The organism is Micromonospora sp. NPDC050397, from assembly GCF_044901685.1.
Lineage (GTDB): Bacteria > Actinomycetota > Actinomycetes > Mycobacteriales > Micromonosporaceae > Micromonospora_G.
The window spans coordinates 205250-224780 of sequence record NZ_JBJDPS010000001.1; the positions used below are offsets into that span (position 1 = coordinate 205250).

Annotated in this window: 19 protein-coding genes; 9 read left to right on the top strand and 10 right to left on the bottom strand. The window is 70.3% G+C overall.

The window, feature by feature from the left end; all coding sequences use genetic code 11:
* Positions 1-103 precede the first annotated feature (103 nt).
* Positions 104-1198 carry a hypothetical protein gene (locus tag ACI2K4_RS00815; RefSeq protein ID WP_404507718.1) on the top strand — a complete coding sequence of 365 codons (1095 nt, stop codon included), beginning with the start codon at positions 104-106 and terminating at the stop codon, positions 1196-1198.
* 76 nt (positions 1199-1274) lie between these two features.
* Here the strand turns inward: ACI2K4_RS00815 and ACI2K4_RS00820 are convergent, their stop codons facing one another.
* Entirely contained in the window at positions 1275-2963 is a 1689-nt protein-coding gene (locus tag ACI2K4_RS00820; RefSeq protein ID WP_404507720.1) for an ABC-F family ATP-binding cassette domain-containing protein, read from the bottom strand.
* A 514-nt stretch (positions 2964-3477) separates the two neighbouring features.
* On the opposite strand from ACI2K4_RS00820, the gene ACI2K4_RS00825 reads away from it, so the two are divergent.
* Entirely contained in the window at positions 3478-5064 is a 1587-nt protein-coding gene (locus ACI2K4_RS00825) for a hypothetical protein (RefSeq protein ID WP_404507722.1), read from the top strand.
* Between the two features lie 212 nt (positions 5065-5276).
* On the opposite strand, the gene ACI2K4_RS00830 is transcribed toward ACI2K4_RS00825, so the two are convergent.
* The gene (locus ACI2K4_RS00830; RefSeq protein WP_404507723.1) at positions 5277-6893 is read right to left on the bottom strand and encodes an ADP-ribosyltransferase domain-containing protein; all 1617 of its coding nucleotides are present in this window, start codon (positions 6891-6893) and stop codon (positions 5277-5279) included.
* A 205-nt stretch (positions 6894-7098) separates the two neighbouring features.
* Between ACI2K4_RS00830 and ACI2K4_RS00835 the strand changes: the two genes are divergently transcribed.
* Positions 7099-7776, top strand: coding sequence for a macro domain-containing protein (locus ACI2K4_RS00835; RefSeq protein WP_404507724.1), 678 nt, complete (start codon positions 7099-7101; stop codon positions 7774-7776).
* A gap of 266 nt (positions 7777-8042) precedes the next feature.
* On the opposite strand, the gene ACI2K4_RS00840 is transcribed toward ACI2K4_RS00835, so the two are convergent.
* Positions 8043-9554, bottom strand: a complete 1512-nt coding sequence (locus ACI2K4_RS00840; protein WP_404507726.1) for a flotillin family protein — start codon at positions 9552-9554, stop codon at positions 8043-8045.
* A gap of 62 nt (positions 9555-9616) precedes the next feature.
* A complete protein-coding gene (locus ACI2K4_RS00845) occupies positions 9617-10114 on the bottom strand; it encodes a hypothetical protein (RefSeq protein ID WP_404509141.1) in 498 nt (165 codons plus the stop codon).
* Between the two features lie 129 nt (positions 10115-10243).
* Here ACI2K4_RS00845 and ACI2K4_RS00850 point away from each other — a divergent pair, with 129 nt between their 5' ends.
* Complete coding sequence (locus tag ACI2K4_RS00850) at positions 10244-10819, top strand: hypothetical protein (RefSeq protein ID WP_404507727.1); 576 nt, start codon at positions 10244-10246, stop codon at positions 10817-10819.
* 47 nt (positions 10820-10866) lie between these two features.
* On the opposite strand, the gene ACI2K4_RS00855 is transcribed toward ACI2K4_RS00850, so the two are convergent.
* From ACI2K4_RS00855 to ACI2K4_RS00865, 3 genes are all read right to left on the bottom strand, one after another.
* Positions 10867-11421: a hypothetical protein gene (locus ACI2K4_RS00855; RefSeq protein WP_404507729.1), complete on the bottom strand. Its 555-nt coding sequence runs from the start codon at positions 11419-11421 to the stop codon at positions 10867-10869.
* Between the two features lie 166 nt (positions 11422-11587).
* Positions 11588-12226 (bottom strand): nucleotidyl transferase AbiEii/AbiGii toxin family protein, encoded by a 639-nt coding sequence (locus tag ACI2K4_RS00860; protein WP_404507730.1) that lies wholly within the window; start codon positions 12224-12226, stop codon positions 11588-11590.
* The gene (locus ACI2K4_RS00865; RefSeq protein WP_404507732.1) at positions 12195-12917 is read right to left on the bottom strand and encodes a hypothetical protein; all 723 of its coding nucleotides are present in this window, start codon (positions 12915-12917) and stop codon (positions 12195-12197) included. The genes ACI2K4_RS00860 and ACI2K4_RS00865 overlap by 32 nt, the downstream gene beginning before the upstream one ends.
* Before the next feature lie 189 nt (positions 12918-13106).
* Between ACI2K4_RS00865 and ACI2K4_RS00870 the strand changes: the two genes are divergently transcribed.
* Complete coding sequence (locus tag ACI2K4_RS00870; RefSeq protein WP_404507734.1) at positions 13107-14063, top strand: hypothetical protein; 957 nt, start codon at positions 13107-13109, stop codon at positions 14061-14063.
* A 47-nt stretch (positions 14064-14110) separates the two neighbouring features.
* Here the strand turns inward: ACI2K4_RS00870 and ACI2K4_RS00875 are convergent, their stop codons facing one another.
* Positions 14111-14635 carry a CGNR zinc finger domain-containing protein gene (locus tag ACI2K4_RS00875; protein ID WP_404507735.1) on the bottom strand — a complete coding sequence of 175 codons (525 nt, stop codon included), beginning with the start codon at positions 14633-14635 and terminating at the stop codon, positions 14111-14113.
* Between the two features lie 109 nt (positions 14636-14744).
* Between ACI2K4_RS00875 and ACI2K4_RS00880 the strand changes: the two genes are divergently transcribed.
* Positions 14745-15407 carry a pyridoxamine 5'-phosphate oxidase family protein gene (locus ACI2K4_RS00880; RefSeq protein WP_404507736.1) on the top strand — a complete coding sequence of 221 codons (663 nt, stop codon included), beginning with the start codon at positions 14745-14747 and terminating at the stop codon, positions 15405-15407.
* Positions 15408-15457: 50 nt separating this feature from the next.
* Here ACI2K4_RS00880 and ACI2K4_RS00885 read toward each other — a convergent pair whose 3' ends face one another.
* Entirely contained in the window at positions 15458-16054 is a 597-nt protein-coding gene (locus ACI2K4_RS00885) for a TetR/AcrR family transcriptional regulator (RefSeq protein WP_404507737.1), read from the bottom strand.
* An 18-nt stretch (positions 16055-16072) separates the two neighbouring features.
* Between ACI2K4_RS00885 and ACI2K4_RS00890 the strand changes: the two genes are divergently transcribed.
* Both ACI2K4_RS00890 and ACI2K4_RS00895 read left to right on the top strand, forming a co-directional pair.
* Positions 16073-16864: an SDR family oxidoreductase gene (locus tag ACI2K4_RS00890; RefSeq protein WP_404507738.1), complete on the top strand. Its 792-nt coding sequence runs from the start codon at positions 16073-16075 to the stop codon at positions 16862-16864.
* 98 nt (positions 16865-16962) lie between these two features.
* Complete coding sequence (locus ACI2K4_RS00895; RefSeq protein WP_404507739.1) at positions 16963-17574, top strand: hypothetical protein; 612 nt, start codon at positions 16963-16965, stop codon at positions 17572-17574.
* Between the two features lie 123 nt (positions 17575-17697).
* Here ACI2K4_RS00895 and ACI2K4_RS00900 read toward each other — a convergent pair whose 3' ends face one another.
* On the bottom strand, positions 17698-18714 hold the full coding sequence (locus ACI2K4_RS00900) for an aldo/keto reductase (RefSeq protein ID WP_404507741.1): 1017 nt from the start codon (positions 18712-18714) through the stop codon (positions 17698-17700).
* 105 nt (positions 18715-18819) lie between these two features.
* On the opposite strand from ACI2K4_RS00900, the gene ACI2K4_RS00905 reads away from it, so the two are divergent.
* The gene (locus ACI2K4_RS00905; RefSeq protein WP_404507742.1) at positions 18820-19437 is read left to right on the top strand and encodes a TetR/AcrR family transcriptional regulator; all 618 of its coding nucleotides are present in this window, start codon (positions 18820-18822) and stop codon (positions 19435-19437) included.
* The last annotated feature ends 94 nt before the right edge of the window (positions 19438-19531 follow it).

The following is a 19531-nucleotide window of genomic DNA, read 5'->3' on the forward strand; positions in this document are numbered from 1 at the left end:
ATCGTGGTATCGGCCGTGGTGGCGACGGAGAAGACTCGACCAACAGACATCGGCAACGACGGATCCCCTCGGCCGAAGCACCCCGATGAACGGGAGGAATCTCATGAAGGTGGAACGGATCCCGGCCCTACGGCGTCACGTCGCACTCGTGCTCGCCCCCGTGCTCGTCGTCGCGTCCGCCCTGGCCGCCCGGGCGACCCTGGCGTCGGCGGACCCGGCACCGGTCACCTCGTACCGGCAGCTCGCCGGGGTCGGCTCCGACACCGGGCAGGACGTGATGAACCACCTCGGCAAGGTGATCGGCAACGGCACCGTGATCGCCTCCTGGGACGCCCGGCCCAGCGGTACGACGATCAGGACCAAGGCATCCGGTCCGAACGGGGACTGCGCGATGTTCCGCCCGAACGGCTCGGTCACCGGCCGTACGGCGCTGGAGCTGGCGCAGAGCGTCTCGCAGCCGACGTACGGCTGCGTCGACTTCGCCCGGTCCTACAACTATCCCGACCGGGTGAACCCGAGGGGCACCGGCACCTACACCTACATCCCGTTCGCGGTCGACGCGATGACCGTGGCGATCAACACGAACAGTGACCTGCCCACGTCCTACTCGCTCAACCTGCTGCGGCACATCTACCAGTGCCTCACCACCGACATCGCGGGCGTACCCGTGACCCCGCTGCTGCCGCGCGCGGGCACCGGCGCACGGCAGTTCTGGCTGCACACGATGGGCATCAGCGAGCAGGAGCTGGTGTACGGCGACTACCCGTGCGTCCAGGACCTGAACCACACCCTCCAGCCGAACGACGGCACCGCACTGAACGGCCACAACGACTACGTGCTGCCGTACTCGGTGGCGCAGTGGATCAGCCAGGGCCGGAACGGGCAGCAGGTCGGCGGGGAGCAGGTGGTGATCGAGGACCGGCGCGGCCAGTCGATACTGGCCTCGGTCGGCGGCGTCAACCCCCGCAACGGCGACGGCACCCTGAACGTGAACTTCCCGATCCGCACCGACGTGTACAACGTCGTACCCAGGGCCAAGTTGACCGCCGGCTCGATCGTCTCGAACACGTTCTCCGGTCCCAACTCGTCGGTCTGTCAGCAGTCGACGGTCATCCAGGCGTACGGTTTCGGGTTCCGTACCGCCGCCAGCCCGGACCTGCTGGCACAACCGTGCGGGTCGACCGCGTTGGCGTACTGATCGCACGGTCTGAGCGGGGCGGCTCGGGCCCGCCCGCCGTGACGGTGTGACGCACCGACCCGGCGGGCGGCCCCGCTCAGCTCCCGGAGCCGAGCGGCAGGGTGGGCCATGCCGCGAGGTCGTGGAGCAGCTGCCGGTCGTGGGTGGCGACGACCACCGCCGCCGAGGTCTCCAGCAGGGCGGCGGTCAGGTCGTCGACCAGGAGCGCCGACAGATGGTTGGTGGGTTCGTCGAGGATGAGCAGGTCGGGTCGTTCGGCCAGCCGCAGGGCCAGGTTCAGCCGGCGTTGCTGACCCTGCGACATCCGCCTGACCGGGGTACGGAGCGTCTCCCGGTCCAGCAGGTTGGTCGCGGTCAGGGGCAGCACGTCCCGTTCGCCGAGGTGTCCCCGGGACCGGAGCCGGCCGACGTGCTGGTCGTACAACTCGTGCGCGAGGACGGTCGCGGGCCAGTCCGGCACCTCCTGCCCGAGGTACGCCACCCGCGCCCGCGAAAGGTGACGGAGTTCCCCGGTCGACGGTTCGAGGTCTTGTGCCATCACCGCGAGCAGCGTCGACTTGCCCGCCCCGTTGGGGCCGGTGACGAGCAGACGGTCCCCGCCGTCGAGGGTGAGCGTGACGGGTCGGTGCAGACGCCCGGTCACGGTGACGCCGTGGCACCGCAGGACGGGCAGGCCGCGACGTGTGCCGGCATCGTGCCAGCGCAGCGGCAGCGGGGGCTCGGGCACGCTGACCCGGTGCGCGTCGAGCGCTTCCTGCCGGCGCCGCAGCGCTTGGACCAGGCCGGGCGCGCGAGACTGCCGCTGGTGCTTGCCGTGTCCCTTCTCCGGGCGCCAGCCGGTGCTGAGTCGCCCCTGTGCCTCGTTCACCGCTTCGGCCAGTCGCTGGTGCTCGGCCTGCTGCGCCTCGTAGTCCCGTCCCCAGCGTTCGCGCTCACGCCGACGCCCGTCCTGCCAGCCGGCGTAGCCACCGGCGAACAGGCGGGGCCGACCGTCCTGGCTGGGATCGAGGTCCAGGAACTCCGTGGCCACGTCCCTGAGCAGGGCGCGGTCGTGCGTCACGACCAGCACCCCACCCTGGTGCTGACGAAGCCGCGCGGTGAGGAAGATCAGGCTGTCGGCGTCGAGATGATTGGTCGGCTCGTCCAGCATCAGCAGGTCGTGGCGCGCCCCCAGGAGGCAGGCCAGCCGGACCCGGTAACGCTGACCGACCGACAGTGTCGACAGTGGGCGCCGCCGGTCGGTGCAGGCGTCGAGCCCCGCCAACGCCACGTCGACGCGACGCTCCGCGTCCCAGGCATCCAGCCGGGTGGCCGCGTCGAGTGCGGCGGCGTAGGCGGTGTCGGAGCCCGCCCCGCCCCGGGTCATCGCGGTCGCGGCGTCGTCGAGCGCCCGCAGCGCGTGTCGCGACTCCCGGGTCGCGCCCAGCACGAGGGTGCCCACCGTCTCGCCGCTGTACGCCTCCAACGCCTGCCGGGCGACGCCCACCGTGCCGATCCGCTCCACGGTGCCCTGGTCGGGCGAGATCATGCCGGCCAGTACGTGCAGCAACGTCGTCTTGCCGCGGCCGTTCTCGCCGACGACGGCCAGACGTGAGCCGGCCGAAACCGTCACGCTGACGTCGGACAGGACCACACGCCCGCCCAGTACGACCCGGACGCCGTCGGCTCGGACATGTGCCCGGTTCCCGGCCGGTAGCCGGCCGCCCCAGGTGTGATCGGGGCCCGAGGTCGTGTCGTGGAAGGGGATCTGTTCGAAATTCTTCACTGGTCTGCTCTCAGCTCGTCACGGAGCCGGACAGCACGAGTGGGCCGCCCGACGGGAACGCCAGGACGGCGGAGCAGAGTCTTGTCAGAGGAAGTCGGTCAACCCTGCCGCCGTCAGCGGAGGGACCAGGGCTTCATGATCGAGGCGGCACCGGAGTACATGGGCTGACCGTACCCGACCGGTGGGGCGTGTCCCCAGCGCATTTCCGGGTGTTGCTCCGTGCCGGTTCGGGGGTCGTCGTGCCGAGCTGGGGTCGACCGGAGATATGTCCGGGAGGGGGCATATCGTCGTCCCGCCCCACCGGTGGAGCGGTGCGACAGAGACCGCCCGCGATCCGGCTCGGGCCTGCCCGCCCACCGTCGCCCGAGCGCGCTACCATACCGGTGATCTCTCGGCTCCGGTCACGACTCCGTGCGTACGCGGGCAGGTTGGGGAGCCGGCTGGAACGTGTCGGTGTCCCGCTCCGGGACGGCCGATCACCAGCACCGCCGACCGGAGGCGAGTCAGACGCACCATGGGCGAGACCACCATCATCGCGCAGGGCGAACCATCCCGTACCCCTGACTCCGAGGCAGGCCCCTCGGTGCCGGCGACACCCACTCTCGTCACCCGGGCACGACACCTGATCCGCCAGCATCTCGCGATCAGCATCCTGCTGGCCCTCGGCGCGGTGCTCCGCCTGCTGTTCATGATCGCGTACCCGCCGGCGTTCTGGTTCCACGGCGACAGCGGCCAGTACATCCAGCTTGCCCACGGGGCGCTGGAGCCGCACCCGAACCGGCCGCTGGGTTACTCGGCGCTGCTCAAGCTGCTCCAGCCGACCGGTACCCACCTCGCCGTGGTGGCGCTACAGCACATGATCAGCCTCCTGTTCGCGCTCGGCATCTACGTCCTGCTGCAACGCCGGGGCCTGCCCCGATGGCTCTCCTGCCTGGCCGCCCTGCCGCTGCTGTTCGACTCGCTGGCCCTCACCATGGGTCACTACATGCTGCCGGACCTGCTCTTCACCGCGCTGTTCGCGGGCGCCGTCCTGCTCCTGCTCGGGCCCAACACCCCGGGCTACCCGGCGGTGATCGGCTCGGGTCTGCTGATCGTCGCGGCCTGGATCACCAAGCCCACCGCGCTGCCGGTCGCCCTGCTGCTCGGGCTCTACCTGCTGGCCCGTCGGGTCGGTTGGCGCCGCCTGGTCGGCTACGCCCTGGCCGTTCTCGTCCCGTACGTCAGCATGATCGTGTGGATCGGCGACCGGCAGTCCGTGTACGGCGCGCAGAGCGCCACCGCGCTGTACGGCCGCACCGCGATCATCGCCGACTGTGACCACCTGCGGCTGACCCCGGACGAGCGGATCGCCTGCCCGGACCAGCCGCTGGGCGAGCGCTGGGACCGGGCCGACGCGTTCTTCTGGCGCCGCCCGGCCCGCCTCGGCGACGTCACCAGCGAGGCCGGGTCACAACGGCTGGTCAACTTCTCGATGGCGGTGCTGCGGCAGCAGCCGCTGGACTACCTCGGCGTCGTGGCCAAGGAGAGCGCGGCGCACTTCGTACCCGGGCTCTACCTCGGCCCGATGAACGAGTGCCTGCGCGAACGCCTTGTCCCACCGGTCCAGTTCCGAGGGCCGGGTCGGGTCACCGACCGTTGCCCACCCGCCCAGGCGTCGCCGAACTTCGGCGGCGGCGCGACCTGGCCCGGGACCGCGCCCGGCGCGACCCCGCTCACCAAGGCACTGCACCACTACGGGGAGTTCTTCCGGCTCGGGCCGGTGGTGCTCCTGATCGGCCTGTTGCTGACGGTCGGGGCGTTTGTCGCCCGCCGCCGTCGCGACGTGGGCCGGGGCAGCCGCGCCCGGGTCGACGGCCGGATCAGGCTCGACCTGCTCCTGCTGGCCCTCGCCGGGCCGGGTCTGACCGTGCTCACCGTGATGGTCGGCATGTACGAGCCACGCTATGCCCTGCCGGCGCTGCCGCTCAGCGCGGTCGCCGCGGTGCTGGCCTGGCACGGACTGCGGACACCGCCGGGTGGCACCTCGATCGCCGCGATCCCCGGCCCACGCGGGCAGGGGATCACGGAGAGCGAACCGGTGCCAGCGGGTCAGGCGTCCTGACCACCGCCACCGCCACCGCACCGTCGGCGTCGGCGTCGGCGCGACGCCGACCGGTACGTTCGGCTACGACGGGGTGAGTCCCCGCACTCTCGATGCTCGGTGGTGGTTGTCGACCCCGGTGCATCCGTGTTGACCGATGAGTGTGAGTGCGTGGGGCGTCGCCACCGGTAGCCGTACCGCCGTGTCCGTCCCGGGTCGGGCGCGGCACCGGCTCAGGCGACCATGCGTTGCTCGGCCAGCTCGGTCAGGCGTACGGTGCACAGGCCGTTCCGCTCGGCCTTGACGTCGGTCACCTTGAGTTGTGTGCCGGGGGCGAGGATGAACTCCTCCTCCCCGGTGAAGGCGGAGAATCCACGGATGCCGACGGCCCGTGCGGGGCGCACCTCGAAGAGGGTCCGCTTGCCGCGCCCGCCGAGAAACGCCTGGGCCACGCTCAGCTTCGACGTGCACGAGGAGACGCCCCACCAGGTGACGGTCTGACCGACCGGGTACTGCGCCCGCAGGTCCAGCGACACCCCGCGCCACAACGGCTCCTCGTGGGCCGGGAGTCGTGACACCGCCGCGAACAGCAGTCGCAGGTACGGCAGGTAGGGCAGGATCTTGCTCCGGTCCGGGTCGCGCAGGGTGGCGTTGATCTGCCGGTAGAACGCCGACTCGCAGGTGTAGAGGTAGAGGGACGCCACCACGTCGGGGGAGAGGCCGTCGGTCGTACTCCCGCCGTGCCTCTCGCCGAACGCGCGGGCCTCCTCCACGTACCAGTCGAGCCCGGCGAGCAGCTTGGTCACCGGGTCGACCGCGGCCCGGAAGTCCATCAGCGGGGTGTCGAACACGCCGGTGATCGCGGGAAGGACCAGGCCCTCGTCCTTGACGCTGGCGAGCCGCTCGAGGTAGAGCTTGTGCAGCTCCATGGTGGAGGCGATGAACGCACCCATCCGGTCCGCGGTGCTGGTGTCGGTGTCGCCGGCCGCTCCGTCGGACGCGTTCCACCCCTTGGCGGGCAGCCAGTCGATCTCGTCCGCCCCGAGTGCGGCGAGCGCCGCGTTCACCGTGGCGAAGTGGTCCCCGTCGCAGAAGATGTCGCCCTGCGCGGCGGGGTTGGCATGGTCGATGTGCCTGACCCGCACCCCGGGATACTTCTTCTCCAACCGGAGCACGATCCGCTTCAGGTTGCGGGCGTGCGCTCCCCACCACGCGAACACGACACCCCGGTCCTGCTCGTCGGCCTGCTCCTTGGCCCGCAGGGTCTCCTCGATGACCTTCTCGGTCACCGGTCGCCAGAACGTCGTGTGCTGCTCCGTGGAGATCGCCCCGTCGCTGCTCGCGGTCAGGGACGCGTTGAGCAGCAGTACGCCCTGGGTGAGTATCGCCTGGAACCACTCCGGCGGCTGCACGGTGTCGTGCTGCCTCAACAGGGCACGCAGGTCGGCGATCGGCGTCTTCTTGGGGATGCCGTGCTTCCACATCGCGGCGGCCTTGATGATGCACCGGATGCTGACGACCCTGCCGAACTGGCTGTCCGCCCAGTCGTGGAAGGTGTTGTCGAACATGGCGATGCCGGTGGCGCTCTCGGTGCGCGGGTACGGGTTCTGCCCGAAGACGACGACCTTCCACTTGTGCGGCGGGTTGGGCTTGAGCGCCTGGAAGGTCAGTTCCCGGACGGGCACGACCTTCGGGCCGCGCCCCGAGCCGATGAACGTGGCCGCCGCCGGCTGCGCCTCGATGACCGGCCTGAGCAGCGGCAGCCACGGCTCCCCGCCACCGGTGAAAAGCTCGGCCAGGGCCAGCGGGTCGCTCGCTTCGGGCGAGGCGGCGGCGTGCGGTTCACTCATCGTGCGCTCCGGGGATGGCGGGCCGTGCCGGTGACGGCACGGAGGTTCGACGTGGGATGGTCGCCCGGGGGGGCGATCGGGTACGGGTGCGCAGCATCGCAGGACCCTCCGACACGATCGTCCGGCCCGTCCGGGGCGGCGATGTCGGTGGTGCGCGCTAGCTTGCTCCACGTCGGAGACACCCTTCCCGCCATCGGAGTGAGCCATGTCCGTCGGAGTCGAAAAGCCGCTGCTCAAGGTTGTTCTGAGAGACGTCAACGCCGGGGTGGTGCAGTCCTGGCGAGCGGCGTTCGCCGACACGCCCGAAGTTGAGATCCACAAGGGATCGATCATCGGTCAGCAGGCCGATGCCTGGGTCACCCCGACCAACTCCCGGGGGAGGATGGACGGTGGCGTCGACGCGGTCATCAAACGGCACCTCGGGGCGGGCATCCAACTGCGGGTCCAGCGGGCGATCCGCGACCAGTTCGAGGGTGCGCTCCCGGTGGGCAGCGCGGTCTGCGTCTCCTCCGGGGCGACCAACCCGAGATTCCTGATCTCGACGCCCACCATGGAGGAGTCGGTGCAGGACGTCAGCGAGACGTTGAACGTCGCGTTGGCCTGTGCCGCCGCGTTCCAGGCCGTGCACGTGCAGAACGCGAGGGAGCCGGGCAGCATCCGTTCCGTGGCGCTGGTCGGGATGGGCGCGGCGACGGGTCGGGTGCCGGCGCGGGTCTGCGCCAACCTGATGTGGACCGGCTACACCCTCTTCAACGACCACCGCTTCCGCGACTACGACGACCTGCGACACACCATCCGTGCGCAGCTCGGCGACATCGACAGCCGGCCGGCGGAGGAGCGGGTCCGGGTGGTGCCACCCATGGCGCCGGGCACGCGGGGCTGACGACTCCCCTGCTCGTGTTGTCGTCGCGCCGGGTGATCGAGGAGGTCGAGACCGAGGACCGGGGTGGGGCCGGGCTACCCGCCGAACAGTCCCGTGAGCGGCGCCCCCGCCCCCCGTCCCCCGCCCCGTCTCCTAGTCGATCATGAAGTTGTCGAGGTCTCGACGTCCATCACGAGGCGACAACTCCATGATCGAGAGGCGGACCGAGGGCCGGGGGAGGGGAAGGAGGCAGGCAGGCAGGCAGGCCGGGCGGGCTGGGGGGATGGTCAGTGTGTGTCGACCGTCTGACCGTCGACGGAGGGCTTGGCGTTGTCGGTGCGGGTGGCACCGAGCCGGGCCAGCAACCCGGTCAGGTCGACGCCGGTGAGGTCGGTGCCGAGTTGCAGCCCGGTAGCGACGTTGGAGGCCACCGACTTGGTCAGTGAGGACGCGCCGTCGGTGGAGATGACGGTGATCTTGTCGATGGCGCTCACCGGTGCACTCGCCGCCTCCACGACCTGCGGAAGCACCCGCACCAGCAGGTCGAGCACGGCGGCCTCGCCGTACGCGGCAAAAGCCTCGGCCTTGCGGGACATCGCCTCCGCCTCGGCCTGGCCCTTGGCCAGGATGGCGGCGGCCTCCGCCTGGCCCTCGCGCTCGATCGCCTCGGCGATGGCGGTACGACGGCGCTGCTCGGCCTCACCCTCCTTGGCCCCTTCGATCGCGTTGGCCTCGGCCAGCGCCGCCCGACGAGCCCGCTCACCCTCACCGGTCAGCCGGGACTGCTCGGCCGCCGCCTGGGCACCGGCGATGGTGGCCTGGCGCTGGGCGTCCGCGTGCATGACCGCCGCGTTCCGTGCCGCCTCGGCCTCCTGCTCCACCTTGTACCGCGCGGCGTCAGCCGGCTTGCGCACCTCCGTGTCGAGCTGACGCTGCTTCAGCTCGGCGTTGCGCTCGGCGACCTTCTGCTGCTCGGAGAGAATCACCTGGTCCCGCTCGGCCTGGGCGAGCGGCCCGGCGGCGGCGGACTTCGCCTTCGCCGCGTCGATCTCCGCCTGGATGTCGGCCTGCTTCAGCGACAGGTTCCGGTTCGCGACGGCGATGGCCTCCTCGGCGAGCAACCGCTCCTGCTCGGCGACCTGTCGGGCGCGCGCCTCGGCGATGGCCGCGTCCTTGAGCACCCGGGCCGCCTCCGGTCGACCGAGGTCCTGCAGGTAGGTGCCCTCGGTGAGGATGTCCTGGAGTTGGAACGTGTCGAGCACCAGACCCTGGTTGGTCATCGAGTGCTCGGCCTCCTCGGCCACCGCGCTGGCGAAGGCGGCCCGGTCCCGGATGATCTCCTCGACCGTCAGTCGCCCGACGATCGAACGCAGCGCACCGGCCAGCACCTCGCGGGTGAAGCTCTCGATCTCCGACTGCTGGTGGAGGAAACGCTGGGCAGCCGCCCGGATCGCGTCCTCGGTCCCGCCGACCTTGACGATCGCGACACCGTGCAGCTCGGTACGGATGCCCTGCTTGCTCACCGCGCCCTTGATGCTGACGTCGATCCGCCGGCTGGACAGGTCGAGCGACTGCAACTTCTGCACCACCGGCAGGACGAAGACCGAGGCGCCGAGCACGACCTTCTGCCCGGACATGTCGGTGGACCGGCTGCCGTCGGCGGTCTGGGTGGTACGCCCCTTGCGGCCGGTCACGATGAACGCCTCGTTGGGGCCGGCGACCTTGATCCGGGACAGCACGAACATGACGAGGATGATGAGCAGGAGCGCCGCTCCGCCGATGGCCAGGAGAATGAACATGTTCCGATCCGTTCCGGAGGGGGTGGTTGGGGGTGGTGGGAGAGCTGGTCGGGCGCGGGGGTTCAGTAGGTCTCGACCCGTACGCTGGTCTCGCTGAGCGCCTCGACGACGAAGATCCGGGCGCCGCTGGCGATCGGGGCGTCCGCCTTGGCGTTGAGTTTCACCGGTTGGCCGGCGACCCGGACCCGGACCTCGCCGTAGCGGCCGTCGGCGATCGGCGTCACCACGACGCCCATCGTGCCGACCAGGTCGTTGCGGGTGGGGGTGGCGTCGGTGGCCATGTTGCGGGCCGCCCGACTCAACCGCGACGCGATCCAGCCGGCGGGCAGCGCCGCCAGCGCGCCCAGGCCGACCGCCGCGGCGAACATCCCGGGGGTACGGGGTTCGAGCAGCTCGCACGCCACCGCGCCACCGAAGCCGAGGACCCCGAGGAATCCCGCGATCGCCTCGATCCCGATCGGACCGTCGAAGCTCGGTTGTCCGAGGTGGACCAGTTCGGTGCCAAGCAGTGAGAGTGCGAGCAGTACGACGCCGGCGCCACCGATGAGGAGGAAGGTCATAGTTCCCGTCGCCACGACCCGAACGGTAACCAGCCCGAGCAAGCAGGAGGGTGAACGCTCGTGGTCACGCGGAACGTAACGCCGGAAAGGGTGAACGACAGCGGTCCGAATCCTTGTCAGGATGGGCCCGTGGCTGATCCGATCACGCTGATCAATCTTGTGCTCGCCGTTGTCAGTACGGTGGCGGGCGTTGTCGGGGCCATCGTCGCGGTCACCCAGGCCCGGCGTCCGGGTCGGCCGGGTGACGGGGAGCCGGCACCACCCCGCCCACATGCTCCCGGGATGGCGGCAACCCCGCCCGACCAGCCACCGCCGACCCCGGTCACCGAGTACACACCGTCGTTCGTACCGGGAACACCGCCCCGGCCGTACGCGGCGCCGGTGCGTACGGCCCGGGTGCGGCTGACCTGGCAACCCGCCGCGATGGCGGTCGCCAGTGGACTGTTGATGGCGCTCATCCTGGTGGGGCAGGAGGCGTGGCCCGGGGGCCGGCAGGGCCTGACCGTTCTGGTCTGCTGGCTGCTCGGCGTCATGGTCGCGCTGCTCGCCACGAGCACCCTCATCCATTTGGTCGCCGAAGCCGGTCTGTGGCACTGGCGCTGGTCGGATGCGGGCGCGGCGCTATTGCTCCTCATCGCCGTGGCGGCGAGCCCGGCGGTCTCGATCACGTACGTGGTGGTGAAGGAGATCCTGGTCCTGCTCTAGGGGGGACAGGTAGGGCCGAGGATTCGGCCACCTCGGTGACCAGCCATTCAGCCAGATCGTTCGGCATCGCCGGCCCGAGGGGCACCACGAAGTCCTCGCACCAGCCGGGCCACGAGAACCGGGAGCAGGTGCAGTACGACCGCGAGCACGACGGCCAGCAGGGCGATCCGGTCGACCGACAGACCTTGCAGTGCCAGCACCACCGAAGCGCACCCGCCGGTGCGCAGCGCGTTGACCGCCACCCGCAGCATCGTTCCTCGGATCGACACGTCGTCCGGGGCCGCCGCTTCGGGCTTGCCAGCGCGCTGCCACACCGCCGGGAGCGCGGCCACGACCGCTATCAGGATCGCTAGCTGGAGCGCCCAGAGAGCGGTCCTCCCGATGCTGGCCCCGTCGGTGGCTGACGGCGCGACGAGGGTTGTGGCCGCGAAGACGACGAACGTCGGCGGCCAGGTGAAGACAAGGGCGAACGTCGCCGCCAGTGTCATGCTTCTCGGCAAACTGATCCGTGGCTGCACGTCCCGCTCGATCCGGCTGACCACCGCGTCGGGTGCCCACACCAGCCTGCGGGTCGGAGGGGAGTCGGGCGTCGGATGCGACACCTGGACAGACTAAGGCCGTCGGTCATGGCGATCGATGCCGGGCATACGTTCTGGCAGGAGCGGCGTCGATCATGGTCACTGGCCGGGCGGCCCCAACGCCACCGCCCGCCAGCGGTTACCAGACGTGAGAACCTCCGGCGCCGCGGCTGTCGCGCCCCCGGTTGGGTCAGGACCACGCCCGGTCGAGGGCGAGTGCCAGCCGGTGTCGCCAGTGTTCGGAGCTACCGGTGATGTTCGGGTACTCGTCGGTGAAGTTCTTCCAGTCGACGTCCCACGACAGCACCGTCTCGGCGGTGAAGTTGTCGGCCTCGGCGCCCAGTTCGGGTCGCATCAGCGTGCGGACGAGGTCGCGGCCGACCGTGGTGTGCTCGGCGAGTAGAACGGCGTCGTAGAGGTCCTTGCCCTGCGGATACATGTCGGTGGCCAGCCACAACAGTTTCCAGGCCAGCGACAGTTCGGCGGTGGCGGCCAGCAGGGGCGCGTCGACGTCGGGCAGTGTCAGCACGCCCGGTGGCACGGGTAGCTGTTCGCCGAAGACGATGTCGATCTGCACGCTGCCGTCGGGGTCGTCGGCCGTACCGAACGGGATGACGAACCGACGTCCGTCGGCCCGCTCGTACGTCCAGATTGCCGACTCGGTGACCAGGTCGGGACGGAGTCCCGCACCAGGTTTGGCGGTCACCGCGGCCAGAACGCCGTCGAGCAGGTCGCGTGCTTCGGTGCTGGCGCTGGTAACGGTGTGCGGGGTGACGACAAAGTCGAGGTCGCCGGGGTCACGCGCCGCACCACCGGCCCAGGCGGTCATCGTGACGCTGCCTCGGAGAACGAGATGTCCGGCCCACGGTGTCCCGGCGATCACCGTGAGGAGATGGTTCATCGCGGTACGCCGCGCGGTTGTCCACCGCTGACCGACCGCCAGGTCCAGGAAGACCGGCTCGCCGGGGCGGTACGCCCATGCGAACTAGGTCGACCACCAGGCTCTCCAGCCGCTGTTCGGCCGTTGTGAGGCCGATGCCGTAGCCGCGCTGGTTGACGAACCGTTCCTGCTGGCCGGAGGTGTGCTGGCGGCGGGCGTTCTGCGACAGCCGGGCGCCGTGTGGCGCGACCAGGTCGGTGATGGTCACGAGGTCGGCTACGGTCGGATTCGACAGCAGCACCTTGACGTGATGCTCGAAGTACCGGTCACCGGGCTCGTCTGCCGCGTCGCGGTCCGTCTGCGGCACCCCGGTGCACCAGGGCGCGGCCTCGATTTTGGCTCGGCACGCATGGAGCCCCGCCTCCCGCAACCGATCGCGCCAGTGCTCGACCAGCACGCGTTGTTGTTCGAGCGTGCCACTGCCGGTGAAGGTGAGCATCGGCTGCGAGACGTTCGTGCCACGATCGAGGAGGATGTGGAGGAACTTCACCCCGTGTTGCTCGGCGAACGCGGCCAACTGCTTGGCGTGATGGCTGTAAGTCGTGATGTGGATCTCGAAGTCCCCCGACACGTCGATCATCGGCGCAGCGTACGGCACGCACCCGAGGAGAGCGTTCCGATAACCAGCGGGGCGGGTGACACCACCGAGAAGATCGACATCTTCACCGCCCCGGGCGCCTCGCCCGAATCAGCCACCTGGCCCGACGGGCTCGGTGATGATCTGAGATGACGTGAGCTTTCGCCCGAGCGGTACGAGAGGAGTGACCTCGTGGTCGCCGTCCGGATTCCGCCGAACCTCTTCGGTATTCCGTTCGGTCTCGCCGGGCTGGGCAACACCTGGATCCTGGCCGGGCGCGGCGGCGCGGTCCCGGTCTGGGTCGGCAACACGCTGCTTGTCATCGCCGCCGTGACCTGGCTCGCGGTCGTGGTGGCGTACCTGGTGTCGGTTCGGGGAGCGATCGTCGACGACATGGTGAGTCCGGTGTCCGGGCCGTTTGTCTCGCTCGCCGTGATCACCCCGATGCTGCTCGCCGCCCAGGGCGTCGCCCCGTACGAGATGGGCACGGCCCGGGTCCTCGTCGACGTGTTCCTGGCGCTCACGGTCGTTTACGGAGGCTGGATCACCGGACAGTGGATCTACGGGCGGATCGACATCGACCAGATCCACCCCGGCTATTTCCTTCCCACCGTGGCCGGTGGGCTCATCGCGTCGGCCGCCGCCTCCGCCGTCGGGCAGCGCACCCTCGCCGACATCATGCTCGGCCTCGGGCTGATCTGTTGGCTGGTCCTCGGCTCGCTCATCCTCAACCGGCTCTTCACCCGCCCCGCGCTGCCGGCGGCGCTGGTGCCGACGCTCGCGATCGAGGTGGCACCGGCGGCGGTGGCCGGGCTCGCGCTTCTCGCCCGCAACGGAGGGAAGATCGACATCTGGGTGATGCTGGTGTCCGGGTACGAACTGCTGCTGGTCATCGCGCAGATCCGCCTGCTGCCGGCCTATCTCCGGCTGAGGTTCGCGCCGAGCTTCTGGGCCTTCACCTTCTCCTGGTCGGCGGTGGCGACGGTGACGGTGCACTGGATCAACGAGAACGAGGTGCCCGGCGCCCGTGTCTACACGTACGTCGTCCTGGCGGCGATCTCCGTGCTGATCGGTGCCATCGCGATCCGGTCGCTTGTTGCCACGGCACGTGGACGCTTCCTGCCGTCCGCCGCCCCACCTGCGAGCTGACGGCGCCAACCGGCCGTACCAGCCACCCGGCCCGCGGAGTCAGCGGGTCACGCGGTGGTCGTGCGGTGGCGTCGGTAGTGCCGCGCGGCCTTGGCGCGGCCGCCGCAGCCATCCATCGAGCACCACCGTCGGGTGCCGTTGCGGGAAGTGTCGTAGAAGTGCAGGACGCACTCCGGATTGCCGCAGCGCCGGATCCGGGCGGGCTGCTGGCGTAGCAGTTCCAGGTAGTTGTGCACCGCCAGCCAGGCGGGTAGCCAGCCGGCGTCGACATCGTGCTCCTTCCGCACGGTCGCCTGGCGCAGCACGTGACGCAGGGTGCCGTGGGCCAGGATCGCGTTGACGCCTTGCTCGGCGTGCTCGTCCGGGTGTTCGAGGATGCGGCGCAGTGCCGTACGGGCCTCGCGTAGCGGCGGCTCGACCGACGAGGGCTGGCCCGGGAGCCGGTGTTCGGCGAGCCACTCCCGCACCCCGTCGGGCTGGTCGAACAGGTCGACCGGGTGGCCTCGGTCGACCCACTCGGTGTTCACCAGGTCCAGACAGAGGGGTTCGTCCACCAGCGGCCGTCGGGTCACCCGGTGACCTTACCACCGTACGGCGTTTGACAGGTTAGTCTCGGGGGCGTAGTTTCTTACCGGTCAAACTGACTATGGTGGTTAGAAAGCCGTCCGGGAGGTATCTGCGATGCCGTACCGCTACCTACAGGAGATGACCACCGACTCGGTGGTCGCCGCACAACGGCGCTACGGCAGCCGGGCGGCGGTCGAACGTATGCTCGTCGGCTGGGACACCAACCCGCTGCTCGACCCCGCCGAGGCGGCCTTCGTCGCCGAGCGCGACAGCTTCTACCTCGCCACCGTGAGCGAGAACGGCTGGCCGTACGTGCAACACCGTGGCGGCCCGCCCGGCTTTCTACGCGTCCTCGACCCGGTCGACGGGCACAGCGTGCTCGGCTGGGCCGACCTGCGCGGCAACCGGCAGTACCTGTCGGTCGGCAACCTCGGCAGCTCGCCACGAGTGTCGCTGCTGCTGATGGACTACGCCCACCAGCGACGCCTTAAGGTCATCGGCACCGCCCGGGTCACCGACCCGGGTGACGACACCTCCGGCGAGCTGTTGGAACGACTGAGTGTTCCCGGGCAGCGGGGCAAGGTCGAGCGGCTGATCACCGTCGACATCCACAGCTACGACTGGAACTGTCCCCAGTACATCACGCCCCGTTACACCGAGGCGGAACTCGCCGGCGCACTCGCACCCGTACGCGAGGAGCTTGCCCGTCTCCGCGCGGAGAACCGCTCGCTGAGCGAGCAACTGCACGACCTCCGGTCGCCACGCCCGACGGCGTAGGCCCGCGCGACGGGCGGGTGGGGGACACTCCCGGGCTGACGACGACGCCGCTACCGGTCGCCGATGGCGGCGGAGAGGGCGGTGGCGATCAGGTCGGGAAGGTCGGATCGGCCGTCCTCGGCGGCCCAGCGGGTCAGCGCGACGTGCAGCGCCGCCAGGCAGGCGCCGGCCGACGCCCGGACCCGGAACTCGGTCTCGGCGTCGCTGTCGGCATCGCCCAACGCGTCGACGATGGCCTGCTGGAAGGCGTACTGACGGTCCAGGTGTCGGGCCCGCAGGGCGGGCGTGCTGATCATCAACTTGAGTCGGTCGAGCAGTAGGTCGTCGGCGCCCTCGGCGGAACCGGTGAGCGCGGCCGCGGTCTCGATCAGGGCGCGGCCGATCCGGTGCGACGGGGAGCCGTCGGTCGGTGTGGCGGCGATGTGGTCGGCGATGAGTTCGTCGAGTTGATCGACCAGGACCAGGTCCTCCTTGGTCGCGAAGTGTCGGTAGAGCGTCATCGGCGAGACGCCCGCTGCCTCGGCGACCTGGTTCACGGTGACCGACTGGTAACCGTGCTCGACGAACAGTCGCACCGCCTGGGCCTGGATCCCGCGTTGGGTCTCCGCCCTGCGGCGGTCCCGGAGGGTGGATTTGGTCTCGCTCACGTGGTAGACACTACCACCATGAGAGAGACTCGCAGCATCGACCGTGAGTGGGGTCTCGTCGGGCGCGTCGCCCTCGTCACCGGCGCCTCGCGGGGCATCGGGCAGGCGATCGCCATCCGGCTCGCCGCCGCCGGCGCCGCCGTGGCCGTCCACTACGGCTCCGACCTGGCCGGGGCGAGGTCGACACTGGCGGCGATCGAGTCCGCCGGAGGCAGTGGCTTCCTGGTCGGAGCCGAACTCGGCGTCGACGGCGATGTCGACACCCTCGTCCGGGGTCTCGATGCCGGGCTGAACGGCGGGCAACTCGACATCCTCGTCAACAACGCGGCCGTACCACCCGCCGGTCCGATCGACGTGACAACCCCGGAGCAGTTCGACCACCTGTTCGCGGTCAACGTCAGGGCTCCGTACTTCCTCATTCGACGGCTCCTGTCGTCGCTGAGCGACGGTGGGCGCATCATCACGATCTCGTCGGTCGCCACCCGGATGGCCAACCCGAGCCAGACCTCGTTCGCCATGACAAAGGGCGCGATCGAGACGATGAGCCGGACGCTCGCCAACGAGTTGGGCGTACGAGGGATCACGGTGAACGCGGTCGCGCCGGGTGCCACCCGGACCGCGACGAACGGGTCCCTGTTCGAGGCGCCCGGGCTCGCCGGGTTCATTGCCGAACGCACCGCTCTGAACCGCCTCGGGGAGGCCGAGGACGTCGCCGACATCGTCGGGTTCCTCGCCTCCGACGACGCCAGGTGGATCACCGGCCAGGTGCTCGACGCCAGCGGTGGCCTGTACCTCGGACCGCGCCTCTGACGGTTCCCGAACGTCGCCGGCGGGGCTGCCCTGATCGACCCGGTTCGGGCGGTGGCGGCGCCGGGTTACCTTCTGCTCGTGAGGCGTCGATGGCACGGATGTCGTGGGATGACATGGATGTCGTGGTCGGTGTGACCCTGGCGATCCTGGTGGCCGCCGGGCTGGCGTACACCGGTCACACCTGGCTGGGTCGACGCGAGCGTGCGGACCGGGATGCCTTGCTCGCCTGGGCGAGCAACGCGGGCTGGCGGGTGCTGGGTGCCGCCGACGTCGTCGCCGCCTTCGGGGCCGAGGGCCACGCCGTGACAACCGCTCTTTCGGGTACGCGCGACGGTCACGACATGGTCGTCGGCATCTTTGTCGACGCCGAGAACCCCCGCACGGTCTGCCGGGTACGGGTGCCGGGCGTCGGCGCTCCCCTCACGGTCCGTCGACGGCCGACGGTTCGCCTTCCGCTCGTCGGTGGTAACGGCGAGTTGTCGATGTTCGACCGGCGGTACGTGGTCGACGCGGGGCGAGAGGTGCTCGCGCCGCGAGCCGAGGCGGCGATCGCCGCGACGGATGTCAGCCACCTGAGCGTCGACCGGGACATTCTGATCATGACCGCCCGGTTCTGGGTCGACGCGAGCCGCCTCGACACCTTCACCGGCCGGGCCGCCGCGGTGGCGAGCGTGCTGAACCGCCCTCCGCAGACCCCGCCGGCCGGCTGAGCCGCCGGCCGCGGACCCTGCCGGCTGACCTGTCGGGTCGAGCCTCTCGGCCCCGGTGGCGCGGGTCGCCACCGGGGCCGGGCCGGGGCCTACGCGCGGTGACCCGGCCGCGCCGGCCTTCCCTCAGGCGCCGAGCGGCGGGGTGACGCCGTCGAACCAGTTCTGTGCCTCCATGGCCGACTGCCGCTCGCGGTCGCCGGTGACGGTGATGGCGTCCAGGGCGGCCAGCTCGGCGGTGGTCAGGGTGAGGTTGGCGGCGGCGCTGTTCTCCTCGAAGTACACCGGCCGGCGGGTACCCGGAATCGGCACCACGTCCGGGGCTTTGGTGAGCAGCCAGGCCAGTGCGACCTGTCCGGGCGTGGCGCCGTGCCCGGCGGCGATCTGGCGTACCACCTCGACCGTGCGCAGGTTCCGGTCGAGGTTCTCCGCCGCGTACCTCGGCATGTCGCGTCGGGCGTCGTTGTCGTCGAGGTCGTCGCGGGAGGTGATCGTCCCGGTCAGCGCGCCCCGGCCGAGCGGGCTGTAGGGCACGACGCTGATGCCGAGTTCCCGGCAGACCGGCAGGATGGTGTTCTCGATGCCCCGCTCCCACAGCGACCACTCGGTCTGTAACGCGGCGATCGGATGTACGGCGACGGCCCGGCGCAGGGTGTCGGGTGCCGCCTCGGAGAGCCCCAGATGGAGGATCTTGCCCTCGGCGACCAGCTCGGCCATCGCCCCGACGGTCTCCTCGATCGGCGTGTTCGGGTCGATCCGGTGCTGGTAGTAGAGGTCGATGTGATCGGTCCGCAGCTTCCGTAGGGACTGCTCGACCGCGGTGCGGATGTAGCCACGGCTGCCGTCCATCCGGGCGACGTCCCCGCCGAACGGAGCCGCCACGATCCCGAACTTCGTGGCGATCGTGATCTTGTCGCGTCGGCCGGCGATGACCTCGCCGAGGATCTCCTCGCTGCTGCCGTAGGCATCTGCGGTGTCGAACAGGGTGACGCCGAGATCGACCGCACGGTCGACGATCTCGCGCGCGGCCCGCACGGCGTCGTAGCCGGTCTGGCCGTAGGGGTTGGCGAAGCTCATCGCCCCGAAGCCGACAGCGCCCACCGCGAGCTTCTCCGGCCCGAGGTGGCGAACAGGAACAGACATGGTGTTGGTGCCTCCCAGGGGTAGCGAGGAACCTGATGTCCTCACCTGGGGACAGCGTATGTCTTCAAGTGAGGACATGCCAAGGGTGGGCGCTACGCTGGCAGCGTGAGCAACGACTCGGCAGGACCGGCGGCCGACGCGTACGCGGACGCGGCGGGCGTGCCCGCGAGCCCCAGGCGGGATTCGGAGGCCACCCGGCGCGCGATCCTCGACGCCGCGACCGACCTGTTCTGTGAGCGCGGTTACGACGGCGCCGGCACCCGGGACATCGCCCGCGAGGCGGGCGTGGACGCGCGGCTGATCACCCGCTACTACGGGTCGAAGGAGAACCTGTTCGCCCAGGTCGTGGACAAGGTGTTCCAGAAATCGCTGATGATGGGTCCCGGTCACAACCGGGAAGCCGCGATCGACCTGCTTACCTCCTCGGCACCGAGGCGGGACGGCATGATGCTGATGCTGCGCTCCGCGTCGAATCCCCGGGCCGCCGAGATCATGCGCGACCACCTGGAGCGCAACTATCAGCACCGGGTCGCCGAGGGCCTTCCGGGTGCGGACGCGGTGGGACGGGCCGCCCTGCTGATCGCCGTCTGCACCGGGGTGCAGGCGATGCGTAACGTCCTGCACAACTCGGCCCTGCCGGCCGGCGACGTGGCCCGTCTCAGCCCACACCTGGAGGCGGCGCTGGACGCCATCACCTACGGGACCGCCCCGCCCGCCCCGTGAGTCGGTGCCGGGCGGGGTTGACAGCGCGTGTCGACTGTTGGAAACATCCATGATCGTCACGGTTCACGAATCGACCCCCAGGCATCCGACCGGA